The sequence below is a fragment of the Pseudaminobacter salicylatoxidans genome, assembly GCF_003148475.1.
GTDB lineage: Bacteria > Pseudomonadota > Alphaproteobacteria > Rhizobiales > Rhizobiaceae > Pseudaminobacter > Pseudaminobacter salicylatoxidans.
Genome location: NZ_QGGG01000016.1, coordinates 18483 through 34451, shown reverse-complemented (window position 1 = coordinate 34451; position 15969 = coordinate 18483). Strand labels below are relative to the sequence as shown.

The 15969-nt window shown below is 64.7% G+C and carries 15 protein-coding genes and 1 other RNA gene; 9 read left to right on the top strand and 7 right to left on the bottom strand.

The annotated features are described in order from the left end of the window. Nucleotides 1-75: 75 nt before the first annotated feature. Entirely contained in the window at nt 76-1878 is a 1803-nt protein-coding gene (locus C7441_RS19295; RefSeq protein ID WP_019172002.1) for an ABC transporter transmembrane domain-containing protein, read from the bottom strand. A 190-nt stretch (nt 1879-2068) separates the two neighbouring features. On the opposite strand from C7441_RS19295, the gene rpmE reads away from it, so the two are divergent. Next, complete coding sequence (rpmE, locus tag C7441_RS19290; protein ID WP_019172003.1) at nt 2069-2290, top strand: 50S ribosomal protein L31; 222 nt, start codon at nt 2069-2071, stop codon at nt 2288-2290. Nucleotides 2291-2386: 96 nt separating this feature from the next. Here the strand turns inward: rpmE and C7441_RS19285 are convergent, their stop codons facing one another. The 6 genes from C7441_RS19285 to ssrS all read right to left on the bottom strand — a co-directional run bounded on the left by C7441_RS19285 (nt 2387) and on the right by ssrS (nt 6297). Continuing rightward, nucleotides 2387-2680, bottom strand: a complete 294-nt coding sequence (locus C7441_RS19285; protein ID WP_109614270.1) for an Rdx family protein — start codon at nt 2678-2680, stop codon at nt 2387-2389. Further along, nucleotides 2677-3426 carry a YebC/PmpR family DNA-binding transcriptional regulator gene (locus C7441_RS19280; RefSeq protein ID WP_109614269.1) on the bottom strand — a complete coding sequence of 250 codons (750 nt, stop codon included), beginning with the start codon at nt 3424-3426 and terminating at the stop codon, nt 2677-2679. Before C7441_RS19280 ends, C7441_RS19285 begins: the two co-directional genes overlap by 4 nt. Nucleotides 3427-3546: 120 nt before the next feature. Further along, nucleotides 3547-4311: a TerC family protein gene (locus tag C7441_RS19275; RefSeq protein ID WP_109614268.1), complete on the bottom strand. Its 765-nt coding sequence runs from the start codon at nt 4309-4311 to the stop codon at nt 3547-3549. A 70-nt stretch (nt 4312-4381) separates the two neighbouring features. Further along, nucleotides 4382-5206: a TIGR00282 family metallophosphoesterase gene (locus tag C7441_RS19270; protein ID WP_026060359.1), complete on the bottom strand. Its 825-nt coding sequence runs from the start codon at nt 5204-5206 to the stop codon at nt 4382-4384. 188 nt (nt 5207-5394) lie between these two features. Next, a complete protein-coding gene (locus C7441_RS19265; RefSeq protein WP_109614267.1) occupies nt 5395-5979 on the bottom strand; it encodes a 5-formyltetrahydrofolate cyclo-ligase in 585 nt (194 codons plus the stop codon). Nucleotides 5980-6141: 162 nt separating this feature from the next. Further along, nucleotides 6142-6297: non-coding RNA, 6S RNA (gene ssrS / locus C7441_RS19260), on the bottom strand. 330 nt (nt 6298-6627) lie between these two features. On the opposite strand from ssrS, the gene tolQ reads away from it, so the two are divergent. The 8 genes from tolQ to ftsH all read left to right on the top strand — a co-directional run bounded on the left by tolQ (nt 6628) and on the right by ftsH (nt 15655). Next, nucleotides 6628-7338 carry a protein TolQ gene (gene tolQ, locus C7441_RS19255; RefSeq protein ID WP_019172010.1) on the top strand — a complete coding sequence of 237 codons (711 nt, stop codon included), beginning with the start codon at nt 6628-6630 and terminating at the stop codon, nt 7336-7338. 12 nt (nt 7339-7350) lie between these two features. Next, nucleotides 7351-7800: a protein TolR gene (gene tolR / locus C7441_RS19250; protein WP_109614266.1), complete on the top strand. Its 450-nt coding sequence runs from the start codon at nt 7351-7353 to the stop codon at nt 7798-7800. 6 nt (nt 7801-7806) lie between these two features. After that, a complete protein-coding gene (locus C7441_RS19245) occupies nt 7807-8871 on the top strand; it encodes a hypothetical protein (RefSeq protein ID WP_109614265.1) in 1065 nt (354 codons plus the stop codon). Between the two features lie 39 nt (nt 8872-8910). Then, nucleotides 8911-10227 carry a Tol-Pal system beta propeller repeat protein TolB gene (tolB, locus tag C7441_RS19240; RefSeq protein WP_019172013.1) on the top strand — a complete coding sequence of 439 codons (1317 nt, stop codon included), beginning with the start codon at nt 8911-8913 and terminating at the stop codon, nt 10225-10227. A 209-nt stretch (nt 10228-10436) separates the two neighbouring features. Then, nucleotides 10437-10940, top strand: coding sequence for a peptidoglycan-associated lipoprotein Pal (gene pal, locus C7441_RS19235; RefSeq protein ID WP_019172014.1), 504 nt, complete (start codon nt 10437-10439; stop codon nt 10938-10940). 243 nt (nt 10941-11183) lie between these two features. Continuing rightward, nucleotides 11184-12242 (top strand): tol-pal system protein YbgF, encoded by a 1059-nt coding sequence (gene ybgF, locus C7441_RS19230; protein WP_170125194.1) that lies wholly within the window; start codon nt 11184-11186, stop codon nt 12240-12242. Continuing rightward, on the top strand, nt 12236-13609 hold the full coding sequence (gene tilS, locus C7441_RS19225) for a tRNA lysidine(34) synthetase TilS (RefSeq protein WP_244916206.1): 1374 nt from the start codon (nt 12236-12238) through the stop codon (nt 13607-13609). The genes ybgF and tilS overlap by 7 nt, the downstream gene beginning before the upstream one ends. A gap of 102 nt (nt 13610-13711) precedes the next feature. Then, the gene (gene ftsH, locus C7441_RS19220; RefSeq protein WP_109614263.1) at nt 13712-15655 is read left to right on the top strand and encodes an ATP-dependent zinc metalloprotease FtsH; all 1944 of its coding nucleotides are present in this window, start codon (nt 13712-13714) and stop codon (nt 15653-15655) included. Nucleotides 15656-15969 lie beyond the last annotated feature (314 nt).

Genomic DNA, 15969 nt, shown 5'->3' with positions numbered 1-15969 from the left:
GCCTCCGCTGCTCCAGCCTTGTTTTCCTGGCCGCATTTGTGCGACGTCAGACGATTCCGTCTGACTGCAAATGCTCTACTCCGCCGCCTGGAAAGCGGTTGCGCCGGTTTCGAATTGCAGCCGCGCCAGATCGGCATAGACGCCGCCCTTGCGCACGAGGCTGGCATGGGTGCCTTCCTCGACAATGCGGCCGCCATCCATGACCAGGATGCGGTCGGCTTTCAGGACGGTCGCCAGCCGATGCGCGATGACGATGGTGGTACGGCCCTGCATCAAGCGCTCCAGGGCGGTCTGAACCGCTGTTTCGCTCTGGGCGTCGAGCGCCGAGGTCGCCTCGTCCAGCAACAGGATCGGCGCATCGCGCAGAATGGCGCGGGCAATGGCCACGCGCTGGCGCTGGCCGCCCGACAGCATCACGCCGCGCTCGCCCACCTGCGTGTCATAGCCCTTTTCGAGCTTTTCGATGAATTCGTCGGCAAGCGCGTCGCGCGCGGCGTCGCGAATGTCCTGCGGCGAGGCATCGGGCCGGCCGAAGGCGATGTTCTCGCCCGCGCTGGCCGCGAAAATGGTGATGTCCTGCGGCACGATCGCCATGCGGGTGCGAACGGCCTGCGGATCGGCCTTCGACACATCGACACCATCGATGAGCACGGCACCCGCATCGGGATCGTAGAAACGCAGGAGCAGCGAGAAGATCGTGCTCTTGCCGGCACCCGACGGGCCAACAATGGCCACCGTCTCGCCCGGCTGGATCGTGAAGCCGACATCATGCAGCGTGGGCCGCTCCGGGCGCGCGGGATAGGCGAAGGAGACGCTGCGGAACTCGATGCGCCCTTCCGGTTTTGCCGGCAAGGGCAGCGGATGCGCCGGGGCGGTGATCGTCGGTTCTTCGGCCAGGATTTCGGTCAGCCGCTCGGCGGCGCCTGCCGCCTGGCTGAGATCGCCCCACACCTCCGAAAGTGCCCCGAGCGCGCCAGCGGCGAAAACCGAATAGAGCAGGAACTGCCCAAGCGTGCCGGCCGACAGCGCGCCGCTCAGCACATCGCGCGAACCGAACCACAGCACCGCCACCACCGAGGCGAAGATGGTGAAGATGGCGAAGAAGGTGAGGAAGGAGCGCGCGAAGATGGACGAGCGCGCGGCCTCGAAGGAAACCTCCACCGCGCGGGCGAAGCGACCGTTGACCAGCTTTTCGTTGGTGAAGGCCTGAAGGATGCGAATGGCGCCGATCTGCTCGCTGGCGTAGGCCGTGGCATCGGCCAGCGTGTCCTGCGCGGCGCGTGACTTGCGCCGCACCGAGCGACCGAAACCGACGAGCGGCAGGACGATGACGGGGATCGCCGCCAACACGAGGCCGGACAGTTTCGGGCTGGTCACGATCATCATGGCGATGGCGCCGAAGCACAGAATGACATTGCGCAGCGCAACCGAGGCCGTGGCGCCTACGGCGGATTTCACCTGCGTGGTGTCGGCGGTCAGGCGCGAGACGATCTCGCCCGATTGCGCGGTGTCGAAAAAGGCAGGCGACAGGCTGGTGACGCGCGCAAACACGTCGCGGCGGATATTGGCCACCACCCGCTCGCCGAGCGTGATGACGAAATAGTAGCGGCAGGCCGAAGACAGCGCCAGTAGCGCGGCCATGGCCACGAGCATGGAGAAATAATTGGCGATGAAACCCGAATCCGACTCCGAAAAGCCGTGATCGATCATGCGGCGCACAGCGATCGGCAAGGTCAGCGTGGTGACGGCGGCCATGACCAGCGAGACGCCGGCCCCGAGGACGAGGCCGCGATAGCGCATGATGTAGGGCGAAAGTCGTCGCAGAGGCTGCAGGGAACGTCGGCTTTTCCGTTCCTCGTTCCGCTCCGTTTCAGCCATCTTTTCCGTCCTTTCAGCCGTCTGCGCGAAACCTCCGCTGCGGCCTTGTGATTCAAATCGGCCTGATGTATAGCCACGCCGACCGTTTTAGAAGCCGTGGCCCTCAATAGCTGCGGCTTCGAGTTTTCAAAAGAGGCGCATCGCCGCAGGCGCAAGCCGCGATCCGCGCCCGACAGCAGGAAAAAGTGCGATGAAGGCCGATATCCATCCCGACTACCACATGATCAAGGTCGTCATGACCGACGGTACCGAATACCAGACGCGCTCGACCTGGGGCAAGGAAGGCGACACGATGAATCTCGACATCGATCCGTCGACCCATCCGGCCTGGACCGGCGGCACGCAGACGCTGCTCGACCGCGGCGGCCGCCTGTCGAAGTTCAAGAAGCGCTACGAAGGCCTCGGCATCTAAGCCGCGCTTCGAAACCATTGCAAAAAAAACCCGCCTTCGAGGCGGGTTTTTTTATTGCGGGCCTCGCATGTCGGAGAGCGTCCGGGCGGCCTGGGCTCACTCCGCCGGCTTGCGGTCGGCATGGCCGAGATCGCGTTGCGGGTCGATGATGTCGCGAACCCTCTGCTTGAGCACCTTGGCCTCCGGAAAGCCGCCGTCGCGCTTGCGTTCCCAGATCAGCTCGCCATTGCAGGTGATCTCGAAGATGCCGCCGGTGCCGGGTACCAATGCCACTTCCGCGAGATCCGTGCCGAAGGTGGAAAGCAGTTCCTGCGCCAGCCAGCCCGCACGCAGCATCCACATGCACTGCGTGCAGTAGGTGATGGCGATGCGGGCCCCGGGCGTGGTCATGCCGCGCTGAGCTTGGCCATGGTTTCTTCGTCCACCTCGAAATTGGCGTAGACGTTCTGCACGTCGTCGTCGTCCTCCAGGGTGGCGATGAGCTTCAGCACCGAGCGGGCGCGATCCTCGTCCACAGGCACGGTATTCTGCGGCTTCCAGATCGCCTTGAGCGACTGGGCTTCGCCGAGCGAGGCTTCGAGCGCCTTGGACACGTCGCCGAGGTCTTCGAAGGCGCACAAAATGGTGTGGCTGTCCTCGTCGGACTGCACGTCTTCCGCGCCGGCCTCGATCGCGGCCTCCATCACCTTGTCGGCATCGCCGGCAGCCGGCGGGTAGACGATCTCGCCGACGCGATCCCACATGAACGCGACCGAACCGGTTTCGCCCAGCGCACCGCCGGCCTTGGTGAAGGCGGCACGCACATTCGAGGCGGAGCGGTTGCGGTTGTCGGTCAGCGCCTCGACGATAACGGCAATACCACCAGGGCCATAGCCCTCGTAGCGCACTTCCTCGTAGTTCTCGGCATCACCGCCCGAAGCCTTGTTGATGGCGCGCTGGATGTTGTCCTTCGGCATCGACTCGGCCTTGGCGTTCTGGATCGCGAGCCGCAGGCGCGGGTTCATCGCCGGGTCGGGAAGGCCCTGCTTGGCGGCAACCGTGATTTCGCGCGCGAGCTTGGAAAACATCTTGGACCGCGCCGCATCCTGACGGCCCTTGCGGTGCATGATGTTCTTGAATTGTGAATGGCCAGCCATGGAACCCCTGCTGTCGTTGAATTTCGGCTATCTGGAATGGGGCGGCTTATAGATAAAATGCCGCCCAACGTCCAGAAGAACCGTTTTGCCGCCCCCCACAGTGGCCGGCAAAAAGGGGTGTCAGTGTCCGCCGCCGGACCTGCGATGCCGCGCCAGCATGTTGAGGCCCTCGACCAGCGCCGAGAAGCCCATGGCCGCGTAGATGTAGCCCTTGGGCACATGGTAGCCCATGCCGTCGGCAATCAGCGTCATGCCGATCATCAGCAGGAAGCCGAGCGCCAGCATGACGATGGTCGGGTTGGCGGCAATGAACTTGGCCAGCGGGTCGGCGGCCAAAAGCATGACCGTCACCGCCGCGATGACGGCGATATACATGATGACGATCTCGTCGGTCATGCCGACCGCGGTGATGATCGAATCCACCGAGAACACCAGATCGAGCAGCAGGATCTGGAAGATCGCCGCGCCCAGCGTGAGCTGCAGCGTGCCGCTGGCCGCATTCTGCGCGCCGTCGCCATGGGCTGGGTCCATCGAATGGTGGATTTCGGTCGTGGCCTTCCAGACCAGGAACAGCCCGCCGGCGATGAGGATGATGTCGCGCCACGAGAAGCCATGGTCGAACAAGGTGAACACCGGCGTGGTGAGCTGCACGATAAAGGATATGGTGGCCAGCAACACCAGACGCATGACGAGTGCGGCGCTGATGCCCAGCCGGCGCGCCCGCGACTGATGCTCCGGCGGCAACTTGTTGGTGAGGATCGAGATGAAGATGAGGTTGTCGATGCCGAGCACCACCTCCATCACCACGAGTGTGACAAGGGCGGCCCACGCCGTGGGATCGCCGAGAAATGCGAAATGCGGCGCCAGAAAGTCGATGATCGGCATCTGCGGAGCTTGTCCCCTGTCCGGTAGGATTTCCGGCAAGAAGTAGGAACGGCCCCGGCTTACGTCAACGTCAGGACCAAAAAACCGGAACGGTTTCTTCCAGCCTGGCCCCGAGCCTGAGCGGCGCCACCTTTTCGGCAAGGCCGGTGCGATCGGAAATCTCGACCCCGACGCCGCAAATCGTCGCCGGACCGCTGGCCGCCTCGAAGCGTCCTTTCGGCACCTTGGAAAGGAAGCGGTTGAGCGGTTCCTCCTTGTCCATGCCCAGCGAGGAATCATAGTCGCCACACATGCCGGCATCAGTCAGATAGGCGGTGCCGCCATTGAGAATCTGATGATCGGCGGTCGGCTGGTGCGTATGCGTGCCGACGACGAGGCTGGCGCGCCCATCGACGAAATGGGCAAAGCACATCTTCTCGCTGGTCGCCTCTGCGTGGAAGTCGATCACCACGGCATCCGCCTGCTCGCCGAGCGGGCATGCGGCAAGCTCGCGCTCGGCGGCCTGGAACGGATCGTCCAGCTCGGGATGCATGAAGACGCGGCCCATGATGTTGGACACCAGCACACGCGCGCCGTTGCGGGCGACATAGACGCCCGAACCGCGCCCCGGCGTGCCCTTGGGGAAATTGGCCGGGCGCAGGAAGCGTTCCTCGCGCGGCGCAAAGGTCAGCGCCTCGCGCTGGTCCCACACATGATTGCCGGTGGTCACCACATCGGCGCCGGCGTTCAGCGTTTCGCGAAAAATCTCTTCGGTGATGCCGAAGCCGCCGGCGGCGTTCTCGCCGTTGACGATGACGAAATCCAGCCGGAAATCGGAAATCAGTCCCGGCAGCCTTTCCCAGACCGCCGTGCGGCCGGTCTTGCCGACCATGTCACCCAGAAAGAGAAGTCTCATGAAATCCTTGTCCCGCAGCCAAGCCTAGACCATGATGCTGAAAAGTGCGAAGCGGCTTTCGGACGACATCATGGTCCATCTAGTTGATTTTGCTGCATGTATGCGACACCGAGTGATTCCACTTGGCTGCAACATGCTCTAACGCCTGACGGCATGCGCGATTTTCGGTCGCCGGACGCCTTTTCCTTCTACAGAGAGGAGCCGAAGCGGCGCAACCCGGTTTCGGTCAGGATTTCCGGGATAACCACGTCGTGCGGCTCGTCGGGCACCAGCGCAACCTCCTGGCAGTCGAAGGCGACGCCGATCATGCGCGGACGCATGCCCTTGTCGTGCAGCTTGCCGATGGCGCGGTCGTAATAGCCGGCGCCGTAGCCGATGCGGTGGCCGCGCCTGTCGAATGCGGCGAGCGGTATCAGCATGATTTCGGGGTCGAGCACCTCCGCACCCTCGCCGGGGCCAGCGGTGCCGAAGCTCATCCCGACCAGTTCGGCCCCCCGCACCAGTTCGCGAAAGACGATGGTGGTCTTGTCGAGGATGGCGGGCAGGCACAGGCGGGCGCCCTTCTCGCGCAGCGCAAACATCAGCGGCCGGCTGTCGACCTCCGAGCGCATGGGCCAGAAACCTGAAACGACCGTGCCCGGATCGAGAGGGACGGAAGCGGCGGCCTCGGCCATTTGCAGCGACATTTCGATGCGCCAGTCGACCGGCAGGGCGTCGCGGCGCGCCAGCGCCTCGCGACGCAGTTCCTTTTTCAGCGCCTTCATGTCCGTCATGGCTCTACCTCCTGCAACCGCCGCATGTTCCTCAAAAAATAGGTGGGGCCGGCATGACACGGCGTCGCGGGAACGACACTTACTCCACGAGGCACGAAATTTCGACGCCCGGCGCAAAAGTGCCGCAACCGGACGCGCAACCATCAAATTGCAGGAGAAAAGTGGCGATCCACACAACCGGTGGAGATGTCGATCCCGGGAACCTACAAAGTAGGTGGGCGCCGTATGAGAAAACCCACGGGTCTTCCCAGGGACAGCTCCCTTAAGGATCGATAAGGCCCCGGGGAATGTTACTCCTGCCGCGAGGCGCAGACCGCCTTGGCGAATATAGAACGGCGCGCGCGCCGATACCAGAGGACCGGGCGCGCATTTCCACGGGCACCCGCCACAAAAAGATGCGACGCGAATAGTCGCACGTTATCTCGCGGCCTTACTCCTAACTCATCCTTAACCATAACAGTTCATGAAGAACATGGTGAAGATTGCGCGGATTCAGCGCCTTCCTTTTACCAAATTTCGCCCCGAAAAGGCCTGCAACGGCGCAATTCTGGGGCATTCCGGTAGCTTCGCGCGAACGGACCAAAGTCGGGATGAAGCGCAAAGGGCAGCGTTGAGCCGAGCCCGGAAAGTATTAAGGACTGTCTGAACATGGAAAACCTCGCACTCGCAGAACCGAGCGCACAACTGTCTATATGGGCACTGTTCTGGCAGGCCGGCTGGGTCGTCAAGCTGGTCATGCTCGGCCTGCTCGGCGCTTCCATCTGGACCTGGGCGATCATTGTCGACAAGGCCGTCGCGTATGGCCGCATGCGTGTGGCGCTGAACCGCTTCGAGCAGGTCTTCTGGTCTGGCCAGTCGCTCGAAGAGCTTTACCGCACGCTGTCCGACCGCAAGACTTCGGGCATGGGCTCGATCTTCGTGGCCGCCATGCGCGAGTGGAAGAAGAGCTTCGAGAAGGGCGCGAAATCGCCGCTGGGGCTGCAGACGCGCATCGACAAGGCCATGGACCTGGCGCTGACGCGCGAGATGGAGCGGCTGGAGGGCCGGCTGGGCTTCCTCGCCACGATCGGCTCGGCAGCCCCCTTCATCGGCCTGTTCGGCACCGTGGTCGGCATCATGACCTCGTTCCAGGCGATCGCCGGTTCGAAATCGACGAACCTCGCCGTGGTCGCCCCCGGCATCGCCGAGGCGCTCCTGGCGACGGCAATCGGCCTGCTGGCCGCCATTCCCGCCGTCATCGCCTACAACAAGCTGTCGGCGGATGCGGGCAAGCTGGGCGGACGCATGGAAGGCTTCGCGGACGAATTCTCCGCCATACTGTCGCGGCAAATCGATGAGAAGGTGGCCCAGAAGGCCTAAGGGGACGCAATCATGGGTATGTCTGTAAGCGCAGGCGGTGCGCGCGGCGGACGCGGCAGGCGGCGCGGGCGCAAGGGACCGATTTCCGAAATCAACGTCACGCCGCTGGTGGATGTGATGCTGGTGCTGCTCATCATCTTCATGGTGGCGGCGCCGCTGCTCACCGTCGGCGTGCCGATCGACCTGCCCGAGACGCAGGCCAAGGCAATGAATTCCGAGACGCAGCCGATCACCGTGTCGGTGAACGACCAGGGCCAGATCTATCTGCAGGAAACCGAAATCCCGCTCGAGGAGATCGTCGCCAAGCTCGAGGCGATTTCCCAGACCGGCTATGACGAGCGCATCTATGTGCGCGGCGACAAGACCGCCGACTACGGCACGGTGATGAAGGTGATGGCGCGTATTTCGGCCGCCGGTTACAAGAATCTCGGCCTGGTGACGTTGCAGGAACAGGACAAGTAGCAAGGCATGAAAGCCGGTCTTACAACATCGGTTATCCTGCACGCTGCGGCGCTGGGGCTCGGCCTGTTCACGCTGTCGGCGCCGCGCGCCTTCGAGGTGACGGATGTCGAATCCCTTCCCGTCGACATCGTTCCGATCGAATCGCTGACCCAGATCCAGCAGGGCGACAAGAAATCGCCGATGAAGGAAAAGCCCGCGCCGAAGCCGACGCAACGGCCCGACATCGTTGCCGATGCCCAGAAGGTGGGCGAAAACAGCGTCGACACCGACAAGAAGCCGACGCCCGAAGCCAAGCCCAAGCCGGTGGAATCGGCCGATGCGCCGCCGCCTTCGCCCGAACCGACGCCCAAGCCCGCCGACGACCCCAAGCCGGAGCCGGTCAAGCAGCCAGAACCCAAGCCGACGCCCACGCCGGCCACCGAGGTGAAGCCGCAGCCCGAGCCCAAGCAGGAGGTGAAGCCGGACCCCGTGGCCGAAACCATCGCATCCGAGAGCCCGGACGCAGAGACCGTTCAACTGCCCAAGTCGGCCCCCTCGCCCGCTGCCAAGCCGCAGCCGCCGCAGGCACAGACCGCCAAGTCTCCCGAAAAGAAGGAAGCGGAAAAGCTGATCAAGCAGGCGTCCTCCTCGCGCCAGAAATCGGACGAGAAGTCGTTCGACGCCGACGAGATCGCCGCCCTGCTCAGCAAGGAAAAGGCGGCCGGCGGCGGCGCCAAGCGCTCGACCGAACAGGCGGCCCTGGGTGGCGACAAGGGCAACAACGCCTCCAAGCTGTCGCTGAGCGAGATGGACGCGCTGCGCGGCCAGATCCAGCGCTGCTGGAACATCCCGGCCGGGGCTGCCGACGCGCAGAACCTGCGCGTGTCGGTGAAGTTCAAGCTCGATCGCAACGGGGCGGTGAGTGGCGGCGCCGAAATCATCTCCGGCGGCGGAGCGAGCGGCGTCGAGCGTGCCGCGGCCGAATCAGCACGGCGCGCGGTGCTGAAATGCTCGCCCTACAACCTTCCCGCCGACAAGTATGACGCCTGGGCGGATGTCATCGTCAATTTCGATCCAAGCGAAATGTTCTGATTCCGCCTTTGCGGGCCCGAACAAAAGAGGCTGAACTGAATGAAACATCTCTTCAAAACGATCATGCTGATGGGCGCGCTCGCTGCCGGTATGAGCGCGGTGGCGACCCTGCCGGCGCGCGCGCTGGTCGAGATCGACGTCAACAAGGGCAATGTCGAACCGCTGCCGATCGCCATCACCGATTTCCTGTCGGGTGACGGCATCGGCGCCGAAATCTCCAGCATCGTCGCCGCCGACCTCAAGCGCTCGGGCCTGTTTGCGCCGATCGACAAGGGCGCCTTCATCGAGAAGATCTCCAATCCCGACGCCGCTCCGCGCTTCGAGGACTGGAAGGTGATCAATGCGCAAGCGCTGGTCACCGGCCGCGTCAGCCAGGAAGCCGACGGCAGGCTGCGCGCCGAGTTCCGCCTGTGGGACACGTTCGCGGGCCAGCAGCTCGTGGGCGAGCAGTTCTTCTCGTCGCGGGCGAATTCACGCCGCGTGGCTCACATCATCGCCGATGCGATCTATGAACGCCTGACCGGTGAAAAGGGCTATTTCGACACGCGCGTCGTGTTCGTCGACGAATCCGGCGCCAAGACCGACCGCAAGCGGCGGCTGGCCATCATGGACCAGGACGGCGCCAATGTGCGCTACCTGTCGGACGGCCGCTCCATCGCCATGACGCCGCGCTTCTCGCCGACGCGTCAGGAAATCACCTACATGTCCTATGAAAGCGGCCAGCCGCAGGTCTATCTGCTGCAGATCGAGACCGGCCAGCGTGAACTGGTGGGCAATTTCCCCGGCATGACCTTTGCGCCGCGCTTCTCGCCGGACGGCCAGCGGGTGATCATGAGCCTGCTGCGCGACGACGGCAATTCCAACATCTTCTCGATGGACCTGCGCAGCCGCACCACCACGCGCCTGACCAATTCGACCGCGATCGACACCTCGCCCTCCTTCTCGCCGGACGGCTCCAAGGTCGTGTTCACCTCCGATCGCGGCGGCCGCCCGCAGATCTATGTGATGAACGCGGACGGCTCGGGCCAGACCCGCATCTCGTTCGGCGAAGGCACCTATTCGACGCCGGTATGGTCGCCGCGCGGCGATCTCATCGCCTTCACCAAGCAATCGGGCGGTCAGTTCCAGATCGGCGTCATGAAGACCGACGGCTCGGGCGAGCGCATCCTGTCGAGCGGCTTCCAGCAGGAAGGCCCGACCTGGGCGCCGAACGGCCGCGTCATCATGTTCTTCCGCGAAGCCGCCGGCTCGGGCGGACCCCGCCTCTACTCCATCGACCTGACGGGCCGCAACGAGCAGCCCATCCCCACCGCGAACTTCGCCTCCGACCCGGCCTGGTCGCCGCTGCTGGAATAGCGGACCTGGCTTCCGAAGCGCGGCTTTTCACGCAATCGCCGCGCTTCTGCCGCATTTCGGCCTAGGGTGCGCGCGAAATGAGACATAGGCTCCAACTGGCCGGGACGGCGGCCAAAACCAAACGTTAACCATATTTCTTGAACGCCGGTTAACCGCGATGTGGTTACTGGTCGATCAACGAAATCACTCGAATGCGAAGGAGAGGCGGGATGCGCCGCATCGCTAAATTTGCAACCAACCCTGTGGCCATCGCCCTGGTGGCGTCGCTGGCGCTTGCCGGCTGCGCTTCCAAGAAGACACCCAACAGCGCGGCCGATCTCGGCCTTGGCGGCGGCGCCGCAACCCCCGGCTCGGCGCAGGACTTCACCGTGAATGTCGGTGACCGCATCTTCTTCGATACCGACTCCTCGTCGATCCGTGCCGACGCGCAGGGCATCCTCTCGCGCCAGGCGCAGTGGCTCAACAAGTACACCCAGTATGCGGTCGTCGTGGAAGGCCACGCCGACGAGCGCGGCACGCGCGAATACAACCTGGCGCTGGGCGCACGCCGCGCCGCCGCCGCCCGCGACTATCTGGTCGGCCGCGGCGTCCCCGCCAACCGCATTCGCACCATCTCCTACGGCAAGGAACGCCCGGTCGCGGTCTGCGACGACATCTCCTGCTGGTCGCAGAACCGCCGCGCGGTCACCACGCTTTCGGGCGCCGGCAGCTAAGCAGCCGCGGCATTCTGCCAGAAACCTGCAAAAGGCGGTCCACGTGGCCGCCTTTTTCATTGCTCGCGATCCGCGCCTGACGGCCGGGCATGTGTTGCATTCCGGCAACGTCACGCAATCGGGTTGCAAACCGGCATCATGGCCGCGGCCTCAAACAAAATTTGGCCGAAGTCGCGCGCCCTGATAAAAGGCGAGGAGCAATCGTCGAGATTGCAATTCCCGTTCACCATTGGCGAGAGGCACATGTATTTTCGAACGATCCTGAGTGGCACGCTGGCCGTGCTTCTTATGTCGGGCGCGGCGTTCGCGCGCGACACCCTGGCTGGCGCCGCGCCGACTCCGGCCGGCAGCCCCGGCCTTGCCGTACCCATGCCGAAGGCCGATCTTCCGGGCGTCTTCGACCGCGGCACCTCTGGCATGGTGCAGCTTGCACAGGTCAGCGACCCACGCGTGACGGCTCTGGAAGAGCAGGTGCGGTCGCTGAACGGCACCATCGAGGAACTCAATTTCCAGATCCTGCAAATGCAGGAGCAACTGCGCAAGATGCAGGAGGACAACGAGTTCCGCTTCCAGGAACTGGAAGACGGCGGCCAGAAGAAGTCGGATGCCGGCAGCAATAGCAACCGGAGCGTCGCGGAGAATTCCGCGACCTCCACCGGCCACAAGAAGACGCAGGGCGCGACGTCCACGCAAGGCGCCGCGGAAAAGGGCGGTCGCGACGCCACCCAGACCGCCACCGCAACACCGGGACGCGGCACGCCGCCAAAGACCTTCGGCACCATCACCTTCGACGCCGATGGCAACGTCAAGAGCGGCAGCGTCGGCGACGAGGCATCCGGCAACCACGCACCGGCAGGCAACACCGCCGCGAGCGCACCGGCTGCGGGCGGCACGGCCGTTGCCGCATTGCCGGAAACCGACAATCCCGACGAACTCTACCGCAATTCCTACCAGTTCATCCTTTCGGGCGACTACGGCACGGCGGAAGCCGGCTTCCGCGATCACATCGCGCGGTTCCCGAACGACCCGAAGGCTGCCGACTCGCGTTTCTGGCTTGGCGAGGCGCTGCTCGGGCAACAGAAATACCGCGATGCGGCCGAAACATTCCTGGCCGCCAACAAATCCTATCCGAAGTCCAAGAAGGCCCCGGAAATGCTGCTGAAGCTCGGCATCTCGCTGGCCGGCCTCAATCAGCGCGACGTCGCCTGCGCCACCTTCGGCGAGATCGGCAAGCGCTACCCCGACATTTCCGGCGCGCTCAAGGACCGCATCAAGCAGGAACAGGCGCTCGCCGCGTGCTGACCACCCGCATCGATACTGACCCTCTCCCTCTCTTCCAGACCTTCGATTTTGCGCAGCGCCGCGCCCTCGTGGCGGCGGTTTCCGGCGGCAGCGACTCGCTCGCGCTGCTTCTTCTCACCAAAGACTGGCTCGCACGAACCGCCCCCGATGTCCGGCTGGTCGCGGTGACGGTCGACCACGCCTTGCGCCCCGGTTCCGCCGGGGAGGCGTGGCAGGTGGCGCGGATTTGCGCCCGTCATGGCATTTCCCATCGCATCCTGCGCTGGACCGGGCCGAAGCCGGCCACCGGCATCCCCGCCGCCGGGCGGCTGGCGCGCTACCGGCTTCTGGCGGAAGCGGCGCGGCTGGAAGGCACGGACGTGATCCTGACCGGGCACACCGCCGACGATCAGGCAGAAACCGTTCTGATGCGTGCCGGGCGCCTCGCCGAAAAACAGGACGCGCGCGGCCTGGCCGGCATGGCGACGGTGACGCTGTTCGAAGGCGAAACATGGATCGCACGTCCCCTGCTCGGCGCGCGCCGCGAGACGCTGCGCGACTTCCTGCGTAACCGCCATGAGGACTGGCTGGACGATCCGACCAATGTGAACGAAACGTTCGAGCGGCCGCGCATGCGCGCCGCGCTCGGCCGGGACGACGACCGGCGGATCGCAACCGCGCTCGCCGATGCCGCCAGCGCGGCGCACAACCGCAGGCGTCTGGGCGAAGAAGCCGCCGCTCTCATTCGCACCCATGCGACATATCCCTGCCCCGGCCTGATCCGCCTTGCGCCTGATTTCGCGAAGGCTGCGCCAGATGCGGCCGTCTATGCGCTGCGCATTCTGCTCGGCGCGGCCGGCGGTGCCTCCCACCTGCCGGACCTGGCGCGTGCGCAGACGGTTTTTGCGAGGATCGTCGAGGAACGGTTTTGCGCCACATTGTCGCGGACCGTGATCGACGCCCGCAAGCAGGGCATATTCCTGCGCCGTGAAGCGCGCCACCTGCCTGCGCCGGCCGCGCCCGTGGAAGATGCTGTCTGGGACGGCCGCTTCCGCCTTCATGTGACCGGCGGCGCGCAGGATTTGACGCTCGCCCCGACCGGCATGGCGGCGGCAAAAACGCAGGAAATAGATGCCGTTGCCGCGCCCGCCAGCCTTGCTCGCGCGGCGCGCGCAACGCTGCCGAGGCTCTGGCGGGAGGGCGAATATCTTGGGGGCCTGGAGGCTCCGGTGAGCTTGCATGGGGTTTCGGGAGCACCCGTCGTCGGGCCGTGGGCGCTGTTCCTGCCGGGCTTCGATCTTGCGCCGGCTGCGGTGACGGCCGGGCTGATCGGCGCAAAATCGCATCCGCCGCCGCCATTGGCAGGCCATATTGCCAGTAAAGCTTAACCGAACCATGCTCTTCTGCTTGGCATAGGCCCTGCTGCTGCCTATGTTAGCAGCACGCTCTCAACAACGATGTGCCCGGCACAGGGCACTACGGGAAACCCGATGAATCCGAATTACCGTAACCTCGCGCTCTGGGCCATCATTGCAGTACTGCTGATCGCCCTGTTCAACCTCTTCCAGACGCCGCAGACGCGCGGGGCTTCCAGCGACGTCGCCTATTCGGATTTCCTCAAGGATGTGTCCGCCGGCCGCGTCAAGACGGTGACCATCGCGGGCGACCGTATCACCGGCTCCTACACCGACAGCTCGACCGGCTTCCAGACCTACTCGCCGGGCGACCCTTCGCTGGTGCAGAAGCTCGAGGACAAGAACGTCACCATCACCGCGCGCCCTGAAAACGATGGCTCCAACTCCATCGTGGGAATGCTGCTGTCCTGGCTGCCGATGATCCTGATCTTGGGCGTATGGATTTTCTTCATGCGCCAGATGCAGTCCGGCTCGGGCCGCGCCATGGGCTTCGGCAAGTCGAAGGCCAAGCTGCTGACCGAGGCGCATGGCCGCGTCACCTTCCAGGACGTCGCAGGCGTGGACGAGGCCAAGCAGGACCTCGAGGAGATCGTGGAATTCCTGCGCGACCCGCAGAAGTTCCAGCGACTGGGCGGCAAGATTCCGCGTGGCGTGCTGCTCGTCGGCCCTCCCGGAACCGGCAAGACGCTGCTGGCCCGCTCGGTGGCCGGTGAAGCCAACGTGCCCTTCTTCACCATCTCGGGCTCCGACTTCGTCGAAATGTTCGTGGGCGTCGGCGCCAGCCGCGTGCGCGACATGTTCGAGCAGGCCAAGAAGAACGCGCCCTGCATCATTTTCATCGACGAAATCGACGCGGTCGGCCGTCATCGCGGCGCCGGCCTCGGCGGCGGCAATGACGAGCGCGAACAGACGCTGAACCAGCTTCTGGTCGAGATGGACGGCTTCGAGGCCAATGAATCGATCATCCTCATCGCTGCGACCAACCGTCCCGACGTGCTCGACCCGGCGCTGCTGCGTCCCGGCCGCTTCGACCGCCAGGTCGTGGTGCCGAACCCGGACATCGTCGGCCGCGAGAAGATCCTCAAGGTGCATGTGCGCAATGTGCCGCTGGCGCCGAATGTCGATCTCAAGATCCTGGCACGCGGCACTCCCGGCTTCTCGGGCGCGGATCTGATGAACCTCGTCAACGAGGCCGCGCTGATGGCCGCGCGCCGCAACAAGCGCCTCGTCACCATGCAGGAGTTCGAGGACGCCAAGGACAAGGTGATGATGGGTGCGGAGCGCCGCTCCACGGCCATGACCCAGGCGGAAAAGGAGCTGACGGCCTATCACGAATCCGGCCACGCCATCATGGCGCTGAACGTGCCGGCGGCCGACCCGCTGCACAAGGCGACCATCATCCCGCGTGGCCGTGCGCTCGGCATGGTCATGCAGCTCCCCGAAGGCGACCGCTACTCGATGAGCTACAGATACATGATCTCGCGACTGGCGATCATGATGGGTGGCCGCGTGGCCGAAGAGATGAAGTTCGGCAAGGAGAACATCACCTCGGGCGCCGCCTCGGACATCGAGCAGGCCACCAAGCTCGCCCGCGCCATGGTCACGCGCTGGGGCTTTTCCGACAAGCTGGGCCAGGTCGCCTATGGCGAGAACCAGGAGGAAGTGTTCCTCGGCCATTCGGTGGCGCGCACCCAGAACGTCTCGGAAGAGACCGCGCAGCTCATCGACGCCGAAGTGCGCCGCCTGATCGAAGAAGCCTACACCACCGCCCGCAACGTCCTGAGCAAGAAGAAGAAGGACTGGATTGCGCTGGCCGAAGGCCTGCTCGAGTACGAAACCCTTTCGGGCGACGAGATCAAGCAGTTGCTGGCCGGTCACAAGCCCTCGCGCGACCTGGGCGACGACACGCCGCCAAGCCGTGGCTCGGCCGTGCCGAAGGCCGGCAGCAGCGGTGGCCGCCGCAAGAAGAAGGGCGGCGAGGAACCCGATGCCGGCCTGGAGCCACAGCCGCAAGGCTAGGCGACATCGCCCGCGCGCGCCGCAAGACCAATGAAGCCGCGAGGATTGTTTCTCGCGGCTTTTTTCTTGCTACCGTCTCGTCACCCGCCCTCAGCGACAGGGCCGGCAGCGAGGCGGATTTCGCCGGTTCGGTGCCGACCGGATCCTACACGTCGCGATGATTTTCGGGCGGGCTTCCAACAGTCTGAGGACGGTGGGCTTTACCGTGCGGGGAGGAAGCCCGGAGGGCTGCTGCAACCGTCGTCCTCACGCGGAAGGGCACCTGCGGGCAGAGGAAGCTTTCCGCGCCGGCATGTTGCGCGAACCGCCGATGC

Coding starts and splice junctions, on each gene's coding strand:
- pal (WP_019172014.1), top strand. CDS start 10,437: ATGCGCCGCATCGCTAAATTTGCAACCAACCCTGTGGCCATCGCCCTG.
- C7441_RS19265 (WP_109614267.1), bottom strand. CDS start 5,979: ATGACGGACATGAAGGCGCTGAAAAAGGAACTGCGTCGCGAGGCGCTG.
- C7441_RS19280 (WP_109614269.1), bottom strand. CDS start 3,426: ATGGCTGGCCATTCACAATTCAAGAACATCATGCACCGCAAGGGCCGT.
- tolB (WP_019172013.1), top strand. CDS start 8,911: ATGAAACATCTCTTCAAAACGATCATGCTGATGGGCGCGCTCGCTGCC.
- ybgF (WP_170125194.1), top strand. CDS start 11,184: ATGTATTTTCGAACGATCCTGAGTGGCACGCTGGCCGTGCTTCTTATG.
- C7441_RS19285 (WP_109614270.1), bottom strand. CDS start 2,680: ATGACCACGCCCGGGGCCCGCATCGCCATCACCTACTGCACGCAGTGC.
- C7441_RS19295 (WP_019172002.1), bottom strand. CDS start 1,878: ATGGCTGAAACGGAGCGGAACGAGGAACGGAAAAGCCGACGTTCCCTG.
- tolR (WP_109614266.1), top strand. CDS start 7,351: ATGGGTATGTCTGTAAGCGCAGGCGGTGCGCGCGGCGGACGCGGCAGG.
- ftsH (WP_109614263.1), top strand. CDS start 13,712: ATGAATCCGAATTACCGTAACCTCGCGCTCTGGGCCATCATTGCAGTA.
- C7441_RS19270 (WP_026060359.1), bottom strand. CDS start 5,206: ATGAGACTTCTCTTTCTGGGTGACATGGTCGGCAAGACCGGCCGCACG.
- rpmE (WP_019172003.1), top strand. CDS start 2,069: ATGAAGGCCGATATCCATCCCGACTACCACATGATCAAGGTCGTCATG.
- C7441_RS19245 (WP_109614265.1), top strand. CDS start 7,807: ATGAAAGCCGGTCTTACAACATCGGTTATCCTGCACGCTGCGGCGCTG.
- C7441_RS19275 (WP_109614268.1), bottom strand. CDS start 4,311: ATGCCGATCATCGACTTTCTGGCGCCGCATTTCGCATTTCTCGGCGAT.
- tolQ (WP_019172010.1), top strand. CDS start 6,628: ATGGAAAACCTCGCACTCGCAGAACCGAGCGCACAACTGTCTATATGG.